This is a genomic window from Prevotella sp. PTAC (genome assembly GCF_013166535.1).
GTDB lineage: Bacteria > Bacteroidota > Bacteroidia > Bacteroidales > Bacteroidaceae > Prevotella.
In genome coordinates this window covers 1-12328 of sequence record NZ_JABKKK010000003.1, presented here as the reverse complement: position 1 = coordinate 12328, position 12328 = coordinate 1, and the positions used below count along the sequence as shown (strand labels likewise).

Below are 12328 nucleotides of genomic sequence, written 5' to 3'. Positions count from 1 at the left end.
TTCTTTTCATTTCTTTTTGGTGGGAGCGGCCTTTATTATCTCCATGCACTCTTCGAGCGTCAGCTCGGCCGCCTTTTCGTGAACGGGTTTCGGCAGACGGTAGTTCTTGCCGTCGTAGGCGATGTACGGGCCGTATCGTCCGTTGAGAATCTCAAGTTTCGGCTCTTCGGCGAATGCCTTGATGTGGCGCTGCTCCTCTTGCTTGCGCTTTTCTTCTATGAGGCTTATGGCCGTGTCGAGTGTCACGGTCATCGGGTCTTCGCCCTTTGGCAGCGACACGTATTTTCTGTTGTGCAGCACGTAAGGGCCGAAACGGCCTGCGCCGATAATCACTTTCTCTCCCTCATACTCGCCGATTTCCCGTGGTAGTTTGAACAGTTCGAGCGCCTCTTCAAGCGTGATGGTTTCCATGCTCTTGTCGGACGGCAGCTGTGAGAAGCGCGGTTTCTCCTCTTCGTCTGCCGCGCCTATCTGTATAACGGGGCCGAAACGGCCGATTTTCACGAATACAGGCCGGCCGCTTGCAGGGTCGATGCCGAGCTGCCGCTCACCGGCTTTGTGCTCCGAGCGGGTGTTCATGGTGTTCTCTACGATCGGTTCGAACTTCGAGTAGAAGTCTTTCATCATGTCTGTCCATTTCTCTTTGCCCTCGGCAATCTCGTCAAACTTCTGTTCCACGGTGGCGGTGAAGTTGTAGTCCATTATACTCGGGAAGTATTTCATGAGGAAATCGTTCACCACAATGCCTATGTCTGTGGGCAGCAGTTTGCCTTTGTCGCTGCCTGCCATCTCTTTTTTCGTGTGGCGTGTAATCTTGTTGTCTTTGAGCGTGTCGATGGTGAAGGTGCGCTCTTCACCTTTTTTATCGCCCTTGTGCACGTATTCGCGTTGCTGTATGGTGCTGATTGTAGGGGCGTATGTAGACGGTCGCCCGATGCCCAGCTCTTCCAGCTTGTGCACGAGGCTTGCCTCGGTGTACCTGAGCGGCCCCTGGCTGAAGCGCTCGGTGGCGGTAATCTCTTTCGACATCAGTTCCTGACCCTCGCTCATGGGGGGCAGTATGTGGCTGTTGGCCTCGTCGTCATGCTGCTGTTCGTCGTCATCCGCCGACTCGCGGTATACTTTCAGAAAACCGTCGAACTTAACCACCTCGCCCGTTGCCATGAACTGCGGCATGCTTTTGTCGCCCGTTTCCGGCCGTATGCTTATCGACACGGTGGTCTTCTCAATCTCCGCGTCGGCCATCTGGCTTGCCGCCGTGCGCTTCCAGATGAGGTCGTAGAGGCGTTTCTCCTGTGTGGTGCCGTCTATCTCATGGTCGTGCATATATGTTGGGCGTATCGCCTCGTGCGCTTCCTGCGCTCCTTTCGAGTTCGTATGGTACTGCCGTTTATGGCTGTATTCCTTTCCCCACACTTTTATTATCTCGTCTTTGCTCGCGTTGAGGCACAGTGAGGATAGGTTTACAGAGTCAGTACGCATGTAAGTGATGCGTCCGTTCTCGTACAGGTGCTGCGCCACCATCATCGTCTGGCTCACTGTGAAGCCGAGTTTGCGTGCCGCCTCCTGTTGAAGCGTCGATGTGGTGAATGGCGGTGCCGGGGTGCGTTTGAGCGGTTTTTTGTTTGTCGACTCTATCGTGAACCGTGCGTTCTTGCACTTTTCGAGGAAATCTGTAACCTCAGCCTCCGTCTTGAAGCGTGTGCCGAGTTCGGCTTTCACCTCTGTCACGCTTCCGTCGCCGCCCTTGATGGCGAAAATACCGTTCACACGATAGTATGGCTCGCTGTTGAAAGCCTGTATCTCACGTTCGCGCTCGGCTATCAGGCGTACCGCTACGCTCTGCACACGGCCGGCCGACAGAGCCGGTTTCACCTTGCGCCACAGTACAGGTGAGAGTTTGAAGCCCACAATTCTGTCGAGCACTCGGCGTGCCTGCTGCGCATTGACAAGGTTCATGTCGAGGTTTCTCGGCTTGTTGATGGCATCGAGTATGGCAGGCTTTGTTATTTCGTGGAATACTATTCTGCTTGTTTTGGCCTCGTCGAGACCCAGCACCTCGCACAGATGCCATGATATGGCTTCTCCCTCGCGGTCCTCATCGGATGCGAGCCATATCTTGTCGGCTTTCTTGGCGTTGCTTTTCAGTTCCTTGACGAGCTTTTCTTTCTCTTCGGGAATCTCGTAGTCGGGCTGCAACGTGTTGACATCGACGCTAAGCTCTTTCTTTTTCAGGTCCCTGATGTGGCCGTAGCTCGACATCACTTTATATTCGTCTCCCAAAAACTTCTCTATTGTTTTCGCTTTTGCCGGAGACTCGACTATAACTAAATTCTTTTGCATAATCGACTGATATTATTATAATTGGGGTGCAAAAGTAAGCAAAAACTTTTCCACTACATTATATATAAGGTAAAATTTCTACTTTTTTAATGATTTATTGTGAATATCGAGATATGTCCTTATCGCATGGCGGATGGAGCGCAGCCCGAACTGCTCTGTGTGGATGTCGCCGGGCGCGAGCCAGAAACACTCGTCGGCATCGTCCGCCGGTCGTGCACAGGAGCAATCTCTCACCTCGCACCGGAAAAACATGTCAAGAGTATGGATGTCGAGGCCGGAGTAGAGATAGATGTTCGGCAGGCTGAACAGGTATTCGGTCTTCTTCACTTCCAGTCCCGTCTCCTCCATTATCTCACGTGCGATGCCCTCTTCGGCCGTCTCGTCGTTGTCCACAAAACCGCCCGGCAGGTCGAGGGTGCCTTTCCCCGGCTCTTTCCCACGCTTTGTCACGAGCAACTCTCCCTTGTCGTTTACTATGAAAGCGGCCGTTGCAGCGCTTGGGTTTACATAGAACACGAGTCCGCATTTGGCGCATACACGGCTCTTTTCGTTGTTTATGTTGAAGTGCTTGCTGCCGCACTTGGGGCAATAGTTGAGTTTGTCCAGCATTTCGGTATTCTGTTTTTTCGTATTAATTACGTGGGCATGTAGCCATACGGATGTCATATCATGTGCAATATTACGAAAAAATATTTGCAGCCGCAATATAAAGCGTATGTTTTTTATCGGATGGCGGCGTTATTGGTTTTATGTGGAAACATTTGGGTTTTATGATGCGGCATTATGCCTTTGCGGCTTCTCTTTGATGGGCTGTGAGCCGACTGAAAGGGGAAAACACTGTGCCGAACGGAAAAAAATCGTTATCTTTGCAGTGGACAGATTGTGGCTTGCGTGTGTCGGTAGGCTGTGGGACACCGTTTATATGTTGGTTCGCGGCCATCGGCTTGTGCCATATTTGCGGATGAATATTACTATGATAATTATGAAGAAAAGATTTAAAACACTGTTTGTCATGCTTGCCGCCGTGCTCGCCGCGTCGGCTCAGAAAGGCATGGAGTTTGATTTGTGGCCTGGTAAAGCACCGGGAAATAACGGCGACCCGAATGACGTTGCCAAAGTGTATGTATATCTTCCGGATGCCAAGAAAGCCACGGGGCGTGCCGTGGTGATATGTCCGGGCGGTGCTTATACGGTGCTGGCTATGGGGCACGAGGGCAAAGACTGGGCACAGTTCTTTAATGGCCAGGGCATAGCGGCTATCGTGTTGAAGTACCGTATGCCGCACGGTAACCGTAACATTCCTGTCAGTGATGCCGAGGAGGCCATGCGGATGGTACGGCGCAATGCCACGGCTTGGCATATAGACCGCAATCAGGTTGGTATAATGGGCTCGTCGGCAGGCGGTCATCTTGCTTCTACAGTGGCTACCAAGGCCAAGGGTGACGCCGCTCCCAACTTCCAGATATTGTTCTATCCGGTGATAACGATGGATCCGAGCTTCACCCATAAAGGCTCACACGACAATCTCCTCGGAGCCAATCCTGGCAAGAAACTGGAGCGGCTGTACAGCAGCGATCAGCAGGTCACCCATACCACGCCACGCGCTTTCATTGCCCTGAGCGACGACGATGACGTTGTTCTTCCGGCAAACGGCACCAATTATTATCTTGAATGCTATCGCCACGATGTGCCGGCATCGCTCTATGTCTATCCTGCCGGCGGTCACGGATGGGGCATTCAGCAAAGTTTCCCTTACCACATAGAGATGATTCTCAACCTGAAAGCGTGGCTGAACAGTTTTTAAAGGTAAAAAGGTAAAAAAGCCATGCGGACTAATGAGCGACAGAGAACAACCTGTCGATAAAGAGTCCGCATGGCTTTTTTTACTTATCTATTTGGTAGTTGGGTGGTTAGGAGACGGGTGGCAAGTAACATACCACCAAGGTGGGACCGACCGAATTTTCATACCGCAGCCTTTAACCAACGTTTTTTTGCCTTTTTTACTTTGATACAGGTATCCGCCGGTCTTCTCATGCGGTCATGCCGTTGTCACAGCAGTCTCTCTATCTCCAGGCTCAGGTCGTCCATCTGCTCCGAGCGCTTCACGAGATTGTTGTTTCTGTCTATCAGGAAGAACTCAGGCAGGTTGCTTATATTATATAATGACAGGTATCTCGAGCTGAGACTGCTCTTGTCGTATACGCATATCCACGGCAGGGCGGCTGTCTTCTGCTTCCAGAAATGCTCGTCGGCGTCTACCGACACCTGGTATATCTCCAGGCCCCGGTCGTGATACTTGTTGTACAGTTCGCGGAGCATGAGTATTCGTTTGGGCGACTCTTCCATGCCGAATATGTGGAAGTCGAGCAGCACCACGTTGCCGGCCAGCTCTGTCAGTGTGTGTATCGTGCCGGTGTTGTCGGGCAGTTTGATGTCTATCACTCCGGCTGTCGAGATCTTTGCCGGGTCTATTTCTTTGTCTCTGTCGGCCGCGGCTATGCGCTCATTCTTCATTCCCTCGATAGCTATGTTATGCAGGTTCTTGCCACGCTCGGCCTCTGGGTAGTAGGTGTCCCATGCCGTGGCCACGGCGGCGAACACCCTTATGTCGTCCCTGTTTGTGCGTGGGTTGAATATCAGGAAGTTGCCGAGTGTCTGGAAGAGGGCGAAGTATGACGATGCCGCCTTGGGGTCTTTGAATATGTAGTTTGTCTTGACATATGCTTTGTGCTCGTCTATGATTTTCATCAGGCTGTCGAGCGCTTCCTCGCGGTTCATGTCGTGGTTGTTCTCGAGCGCCATCACCCGCTTGTGCAGCGCAATCTGTCTTAGCGACAGCTCCTTGATGCGCTCGCAGTCCTCAGAACCGCTGACGGTATAGCCTGTGGGCATGGTGGCGTATGACGCTTTCACGGTGATATCGCGTGCCGAGTCGCAGGCAAGGTTTATAATCCGGTCGCCTATGCGCAGACGGTAGAACTCCGGCGACATGCCTGCCTTGTCGCTGAAAGCGAACTTGCCGTCGGCACCGAGCCTGGCTGAGTCTACGGCCACGGGGCCTGTGAGGCTCATGTTCTCGAAATACAGCACCGAGTCTTCCGCTCCGGTAATCTCGCCGTTCACGACATACTTGTTTCCGATATCGCAGGAGGCCATTGCCATCAGCGTGGCGGCCACGAAAATAATCTTTTTCATATATTGTTTTGAGGATATAAGTCTGCCGGCAACACCGTGCGGGCTTGCCGATTGATGGTGCAAAGATAGGAATTTTGGACGTATGTAAATATTATTATCAATAATTTAACACTTGGATTTGGTGTGAAATAGACGCGGAAACGATATACGGCACGATATATGGGAGGCCGTTTCCCGGCTTCGGTTTTGCGTTTAGCGTCCCGTTGGGTCGCGTTTGGCATGGTTTTGCGACGCGACGGGTATCCCGTTGGAGGATGAAAGGCGGCTAAACGCGACCCAACGGGATGCCCGTTACAGGAAAAAGTCCGGATTTTTTGCCGCGGGCGGCTTGTCATGATGTGGGTGTTTTTGTGTTAATCGCTGGTATTGAGGAGGTTGCGCTAATCGGTCGGATACTCGGAAAATCGAGACCAGGCGATTTGTTTTTTGAAATACAGGTCTTAATTTTGAGGCTGTTGTAAATATTGATTACCGTTTTTAACACTTCGTCCACGTTTGATTGCCGGATCCTCCATTTTATCGGAACGTCAGGTAGGAGACACGTCATATCATAATAAAACGAAAAATAGCATACATTATTCGTTTGTTAGTGCGAATTTAATTATCTTTGTCCGAATTTTATTTATTAGATGTTTTTAAATACAAAGATGAACGTAATTACGAAAAGTATTCAACTGGCTGATGGAAGAACCATCACCATTGAGACCGGGAAAGTGGCAAAGCAGACCGACGGAAGTGTTGTACTGCGTATGGGCAACACCGTACTTCTGGCCACTGTTTGTGCCGCAAAAGATGCAGTTCCCGGAACAGATTTCATGCCCTTGCAGGTCGACTACAAGGAGCAGTATGCCGCGGCGGGTCGTTTCCCCGGCGGCTTCACGAAGCGCGAGGGTAAGCCCGGCGACAACGAGATACTCACTTCTCGTCTTGTAGACCGTGTGCTGCGCCCCCTGTTCCCGTCAAACTATCATGCAGAAGTATTCGTCAACGTGATGCTGCTCAGTGCGGACGGCGTTGACCAGCCCGATGCTCTGGCCGGATTTGCTGCTTCCGCAGCCCTGGCTTGCTCGGATATACCTTTCGAATGCCCTATAAGCGAGGTGCGTGTGGCACGTGTGAACGGCGAGTATGTCGTGAACCCGACATTCGCCCAGATGAAAGACGCCGACATGGATATCATGGTAGGTGCTTCGGCTGAGAACATAATGATGGTTGAGGGCGAGATGAAGGAGGTGTCCGAGCAGGACATGATCGGAGCGCTCAAAGTGGCCATGGAGGCAATCAAGCCTATGTGCGAGTTACAGGCCGAACTGTCGAAAGAACTTGGCAAGGATGTGAAGCGCGAGTATGACCACGAGGTGAACGACGAGGAGCTGCGCGAGCAGGTGAGCAAGGAGTGCTATCAGAAAGCATACGATATCACACGCCAGGCCCTCGACAAGCATGCGCGCGCCGAAGCGTTCGAGAAGATCATCGAAGAGTTCAAGGAAAGCTATGCCGCTGCGCACGCAGACCTCACCGAGGACGAACTGGAAGAGAAGTGCGCCATGATGGACCGTTACTATCACGACGTGGAGCGCGATGCCATGCGCCGCTGCATCCTCGACGAGGGAATACGTCTCGACGGCCGCAAGACAGACGAGATACGCCCGATATGGTGTGAGGTAAGCCCGCTGCCAATGCCTCACGGAAGCTCGATATTCACCCGCGGCGAGACACAGAGTCTCTCCACATGTACGCTTGGAACTAAACTCGACGAGAAACTGGTGGACGATGTGCTCGACAAGAGCTATCAGCGTTTCCTGCTGCACTACAACTTCCCGCCTTTCTGCACCGGCGAGGCAAAGGCGCAGCGCGGTGTGGGACGTCGTGAGATAGGACACGGACATCTTGCATGGCGCGGTCTTAAGGGCCAGATACCCGAGGACTTCCCCTACACTGTGCGTCTGGTGAGCCAGATCCTCGAGAGCAACGGCTCGTCGTCGATGGCTACCGTATGTGCCGGCACGCTCGCGCTGATGGATGCCGGAGTGCCGATGAAGAAACCGGTGAGCGGCATCGCGATGGGTCTCATCAAGAACCCGGGCGAAGACAAGTATGCCGTGCTCAGCGATATTCTCGGCGATGAGGACCACCTCGGTGACATGGACTTCAAGACTACCGGTACGAAAGACGGACTGACAGCCACACAGATGGACATCAAGTGCGACGGACTTAGTTTCGAGATACTTGAAAAGGCGCTCATGCAGGCAAAGGCCGGACGCGAGCACATACTCGGAAAACTCACCGAGACGATAGCCGAGCCGCGCGAAGAACTTAAGCCACACGTGCCGCGCATCATACAGATAGAGATCCCCAAGGAGTTTATCGGAGCGGTGATAGGCCCGGGCGGTAAGATAATACAGCAGATGCAGGAAGACACCGGCGCCACTATCGTGATAGACGAGATAGACGGTGTGGGCAAGGTTCAGGTGAGCGGACCGGACAAGACGAGCATCGATGCCGCTCTCGGAAAGATACGCGCCATCGTGGCAATACCCGAGGTGGGCGAGGTATACGACGGAACAGTACGCTCGATAATGCCTTACGGCTGCTTCGTGGAGATAATGCCCGGCAAAGACGGACTGCTTCATATCAGCGAGATAGACTGGAAACGTCTTGAAACCGTCGAGGAAGCAGGTATCAAGGAGGGTGACAAGATTCAGGTGAAACTGATGGAGATAGACCCCAAGACCGGCAAGTACAAGCTCTCTCACCGTGTGCTCATCGAGAAACCGGCCGATTATGTGGAGCGTCCCGCACGCGGCGAGCGTCGTGAGCGCCGTCCACGTCCTGATCGTGGCGAGCGTCGTCCGCGCCCCGAGCACGGCGAGCGCCGCCAGCATCATGACTTCAACGAAGCTCCGGTGCAGGAAAACCACGAGCCGAAAGATTTCAACGACTCTCTCGACCACATGGATTTCTAAACGGTGGAAGATGGTTTCCGGAGTAGGGTAGCATACATTCCGGAAATGATTATAGTGCAATAGACAGCCTTGCCAAAGGCTTTATGATAGTCTCCGCCCGTGATAGTTTGCCCGGGCGGAGATTTTTTTTCATATACAACCATTTTATATACGACCAATGGTTTTGGGATGACGGGGCATCGCATGATGGCGTATCCGTATATACGCTTGAAGCCATGCAGATATAAATACATTCATTTTAAAGAATATAATTATGAGCAACGAAGTTTTATATATCCTTCTGCCTGATTACGCAGCGCATGAGGCAGTGTACCTCTCCCAGGCGATAGCATCGGATGAGCAGTCGTTGAAGGAGACTCCAAAGTATGTCAACAAGGTTGTGGCGCCCACGATGGACCCGGTAAGGTCTATCGGTGGTTTCCGCACGATGCCCGACTATTCGTTCGACACGATGCCCGACGATTATGCCGCAATAGTTCTTATAGGCGGTTTCGGCTGGTATCAGCCCGTGGCCGACAGGGTGGTGCCGATTGTGGAGAAGGCGCTAAAGGCAGGTAAAGTGGTCGGCGCGATATGCAACGGGGCGTCGTTCATGGCAAAGCATGGTTTTCTCAATACCGTGAGGCATACCGGTAACGGCTTGGAGCAACTCCGGTCGTGGGGAGGCAGCAACTATACCGGTGAGAAAATGTATGTGCACAGTCAGGCTGTTAGCGACGGCATGACGGTGACGGCCAACGGGTCGGCAGCGTTAGAGTTTGCGAAAGAGTTGCTGCTGGTATTGGAAAATGACACGCCGGAGCGCATAGAGATGTACTACCGGTTCAACAGGCAGGGCTTTTGCGCGCTGTTTCCAGCAAAGGAATAATATGATGCGAAGCGGACGGTAGAGCGCGTGGCCGGTATGTTGACGTCTTATTATGTGTCGCATCGTTGAGTGTCCATGCGGAGAATGAATACCGGTCGAATGTTAATGCCATTATAACAGTATGGAAACATCAAGATTAATATTACGCCCTTGGCAAGAGAGCGATGCGAATTCGTTGTTCAAGTATGCCAAGGACACGGCTGTGGGGCCTGCCGCCGGATGGCCGCCGCATACATCGGTGGAAGACAGTGCTGAGATAATCCGCACCGTGTTTGCCGCTCCCGAGACTTATGCTGTAGTGTTGAAAGCCACCGGCGAGCCGGTAGGATGTTGCGGTTTGGTGTTTGCCGACGGAACACATTCATCGGAAACAAGAAAAAACGAGGCTGAAATCGGATATTGGATAGGCAGGCCTTATTGGGGGCAAGGTCTTATTCCCGAAGCCGTCGGGGCGCTTGTTGAACGGTGTTTCGGATATTTCGCCTTGTCGGCAGTGTGGATTGGACATTACGACGGTAATGCCCAATCGCGTCGTGTGGCCGAGAAGTGCGGTTTCAGGTATCATCACACGGAGTATGGCAAGCCTTCGCTTCTCGGTGATACCCGCACTGAGCATTTCCTGAGGCTTACATCGCAAGAGTGGCGTACCGCTAATGACAGGCGGCCATAAATTTTTTATTGATGATGGTTGCTGACAAAATAAAGGTGGTGTTCTCACAACCTTTATTTTGTCAGCATTATTTATAAAAAAGAACAATGTAGACAGCATGGGGTAGTGCATTACCGGGTGAGGGCCATAGAAAGTTTGTCCGTAGAGAGCGGCCAATTGCATTCTTAATGTCCAGTCTCTCAAACCTGGAGCCGCGTGATGTTTGTCGGTAAAGAATAACTCTAATATGGTTTGTCGGGTTATACCGGGTAGCGTTTTGAGCGATAAAAGCCAATGCGCTTTATTGTATGTCCGATGGTGGGGATGAGGAATGCCAAGCCTATTTTGCCGTGAATACCGCCAAGCGCAGAGTGCATGAATGAACCAACCCAATGGATGAAAGCCGCAACAGCACTGATGATGGTAAGAAGTGTGAAAATGGCAAGCGACCGAGTGACTGGAGATACTTGTTTACGCAGCTTCTGGAACCATGCTTTCCAACCAAAATGCAAGTATAGATGCCAGACGACATTGCCGGGAAACATACATCCCATAATGATATGTATCCATATCCATGACGAGTGACGGCTTCCCATCGCTTCGAGTAGTATGCTTGAAGCAAGTGTAAACGCTGTCATACATAGCAGTATGCGGTCGCGCAATCAGAGTTTGTCTGCCTTTGTCATTGATGATGGTTTCTTATCAATTCGTACATTGTGGCAATATCCTGGGTCAGTAGAAATTCTACTGCCCCTAAAAAATTGCATAAGAACCGCTACAAATAAAAAAAAGGTTGGACAAACCAACCTTTTACCTTTCATTTTGTCGGGATGAGGCGACTCGAACGCCCGACCCCTACGTCCCGAACGTAGTGCGCTACCAACTGCGCTACATCCCGATTGCTTGAAAGCGAGTGCAAAGGTATAGAAAAAATCCGAAACACGTGCAATTTTATCAATAAAAATTTGCATGTATGCAAAAAAACATCTACCTTTGCACTCGGATTTGAAAAAATCCTATTGGTGCCATAGCTCAGTTGGTAGAGCAAAGGACTGAAAATCCTTGTGTCCCCGGTTCGATTCCTGGTGGCACCACTTAGAAGAGAAGCAAAAGACAGTAAAATCCTGATTTCCAAACGAAATCGGGATTTTTTGTTTTCCGAGAGGACGCAAAAAACGGCAGAATATTACCGTTATTGGTGTTCCAAAAGGTGGAGCAAAAGAGGTGGAGCGTAAATCTCCACCGAATAAGATTACTTCTCTCTGATTTGCAACATTTTGCGTATCAAGAAAGCGTGCATGGTTTCCTACTTTTGTACAACGAAAAACTGTAGGAACATGAAAAGAGACTCATTCAACGTGCTTTTCTTTATCAAGAAAGCCAAACTGCTGAAAAACGGGGAAGCCTCCGTATGTATGCGTATCACCGTGAACGGTGTGCGAGTGGAAAACAATATCCGCAAAAGCATTGAACCAGCCTTGTGGAATCAGGCGAAGGAGTGCGCCAAAGGCAAAAGCCGCAAGGCTTGTGAACTCAATCTCTACATCGAGCAAGCCAAAATCAAGTTGCGCAAGCTGTTCGATGAACTGGAAGAGAGGAACCACTCCATCACAGCCAGAATCTTGCAAAAAAAGTTCTTTGGAGCTAACGAAGAAGTGAAGGAGGTCCGCACACTCATCCAAACCATACAGGAGCATAACGACCAATGCCGTGAACTTGTGGGCAAGGACTATGCGCTGATTACTGTCTGCCGTTATGAAAGCTGCAAACGCTATCTAGCAGAACTTATCAAACTGAAATATGACAAGGAGGATTTGCCCTTGTCGGAAATCAATGGTGAACTAGTACGTGCTTTTGAATTTTATCTCAAGACGGAAAAGGAGTGCCAACAAAATACGGTCATCCGTTATATGAAGTGCCTGAAGAAGATAACCAATCTCGCACTTGCCAACGAATGGATAACCAAAGACCCGTTTATCGGTATCAAGTTTCATGAGAAAGAAGTTATCCGTGAGTTCTTGACAATGGATGAACTACTCACTATCTATCACAAGGAATTTCCGTTAGAGCGTATCACCATTGTCCGTGATGTCTTCATCTTTGCAGGCTTCACATTTGTTGCACTAACTAATGTATGCTTGATTATCAATAAATTGCAAACTAATAATAGAGGTATAGGTAATGGATTAGAAACCACCTGCCTTCATCATTTTGCATGATTCCCAATCATTTCAAATAGCTCAATGCGAAGATAATATTATTTTGAGAATTAACCAAATTCTGATAATCAAAATCATACAAATTCAG

8 protein-coding genes, 2 tRNA genes and 1 pseudogene are annotated in these 12328 nt (G+C 50.7%); 6 read left to right on the top strand and 5 right to left on the bottom strand.

From position 1 onward, the window contains the following. Positions 1-6: 6 nt before the first annotated feature. The gene (gene topA / locus HPS53_RS02845; protein WP_172204238.1) at positions 7-2343 is read right to left on the bottom strand and encodes a type I DNA topoisomerase; all 2337 of its coding nucleotides are present in this window, start codon (positions 2341-2343) and stop codon (positions 7-9) included. A 78-nt stretch (positions 2344-2421) separates the two neighbouring features. Beyond that, positions 2422-2952 carry an NUDIX domain-containing protein gene (locus tag HPS53_RS02840; protein ID WP_104369289.1) on the bottom strand — a complete coding sequence of 177 codons (531 nt, stop codon included), beginning with the start codon at positions 2950-2952 and terminating at the stop codon, positions 2422-2424. A 373-nt stretch (positions 2953-3325) separates the two neighbouring features. Here HPS53_RS02840 and HPS53_RS02835 point away from each other — a divergent pair, with 373 nt between their 5' ends. Next, on the top strand, positions 3326-4147 hold the full coding sequence (locus HPS53_RS02835) for an alpha/beta hydrolase (protein WP_172204236.1): 822 nt from the start codon (positions 3326-3328) through the stop codon (positions 4145-4147). A gap of 245 nt (positions 4148-4392) precedes the next feature. Here the strand turns inward: HPS53_RS02835 and HPS53_RS02830 are convergent, their stop codons facing one another. Continuing rightward, positions 4393-5538 carry a DUF4369 domain-containing protein gene (locus HPS53_RS02830; protein ID WP_172204234.1) on the bottom strand — a complete coding sequence of 382 codons (1146 nt, stop codon included), beginning with the start codon at positions 5536-5538 and terminating at the stop codon, positions 4393-4395. A 647-nt stretch (positions 5539-6185) separates the two neighbouring features. Here HPS53_RS02830 and pnp point away from each other — a divergent pair. From pnp to HPS53_RS02815, 3 genes are all read left to right on the top strand, one after another. Next, positions 6186-8504: a polyribonucleotide nucleotidyltransferase gene (gene pnp, locus HPS53_RS02825; protein ID WP_104369292.1), complete on the top strand. Its 2319-nt coding sequence runs from the start codon at positions 6186-6188 to the stop codon at positions 8502-8504. Between the two features lie 253 nt (positions 8505-8757). Continuing rightward, positions 8758-9372, top strand: coding sequence for a DJ-1/PfpI family protein (locus HPS53_RS02820; RefSeq protein ID WP_172204232.1), 615 nt, complete (start codon positions 8758-8760; stop codon positions 9370-9372). Between the two features lie 121 nt (positions 9373-9493). Then, complete coding sequence (locus HPS53_RS02815) at positions 9494-10042, top strand: GNAT family N-acetyltransferase (protein WP_172204230.1); 549 nt, start codon at positions 9494-9496, stop codon at positions 10040-10042. Positions 10043-10281: 239 nt separating this feature from the next. Here HPS53_RS02815 and HPS53_RS02810 read toward each other — a convergent pair whose 3' ends face one another. Both HPS53_RS02810 and HPS53_RS02805 read right to left on the bottom strand, forming a co-directional pair. Beyond that, the gene (locus HPS53_RS02810; protein WP_172204228.1) at positions 10282-10659 is read right to left on the bottom strand and encodes a hypothetical protein; all 378 of its coding nucleotides are present in this window, start codon (positions 10657-10659) and stop codon (positions 10282-10284) included. Positions 10660-10846: 187 nt separating this feature from the next. Then, positions 10847-10919 (bottom strand) — tRNA-Pro (locus tag HPS53_RS02805). 123 nt (positions 10920-11042) lie between these two features. Here HPS53_RS02805 and HPS53_RS02800 point away from each other — a divergent pair. Both HPS53_RS02800 and HPS53_RS02795 read left to right on the top strand, forming a co-directional pair. Then, positions 11043-11115: transfer RNA gene (locus HPS53_RS02800), tRNA-Phe, on the top strand. Positions 11116-11358: 243 nt separating this feature from the next. Next, a pseudogene (locus tag HPS53_RS02795) lies at positions 11359-12156 on the top strand (phage integrase SAM-like domain and Arm DNA-binding domain-containing protein); the annotation flags it as partial. Positions 12157-12328: the final 172 nt, after the last annotated feature.

What these genes read in the sequence shown, in the direction of transcription:
- topA (WP_172204238.1), bottom strand. Translation starts at nt 2,343, where the DNA reads ATGCAAAAGAATTTAGTTATAGTCGAGTCTCCGGCAAAAGCGAAAACA.
- HPS53_RS02840 (WP_104369289.1), bottom strand. Translation starts at nt 2,952, where the DNA reads ATGCTGGACAAACTCAACTATTGCCCCAAGTGCGGCAGCAAGCACTTC.
- HPS53_RS02835 (WP_172204236.1), top strand. Translation starts at nt 3,326, where the DNA reads ATGAAGAAAAGATTTAAAACACTGTTTGTCATGCTTGCCGCCGTGCTC.
- HPS53_RS02830 (WP_172204234.1), bottom strand. Translation starts at nt 5,538, where the DNA reads ATGAAAAAGATTATTTTCGTGGCCGCCACGCTGATGGCAATGGCCTCC.
- pnp (WP_104369292.1), top strand. Translation starts at nt 6,186, where the DNA reads ATGAACGTAATTACGAAAAGTATTCAACTGGCTGATGGAAGAACCATC.
- HPS53_RS02820 (WP_172204232.1), top strand. Translation starts at nt 8,758, where the DNA reads ATGAGCAACGAAGTTTTATATATCCTTCTGCCTGATTACGCAGCGCAT.
- HPS53_RS02815 (WP_172204230.1), top strand. Translation starts at nt 9,494, where the DNA reads ATGGAAACATCAAGATTAATATTACGCCCTTGGCAAGAGAGCGATGCG.
- HPS53_RS02810 (WP_172204228.1), bottom strand. Translation starts at nt 10,659, where the DNA reads ATGACAGCGTTTACACTTGCTTCAAGCATACTACTCGAAGCGATGGGA.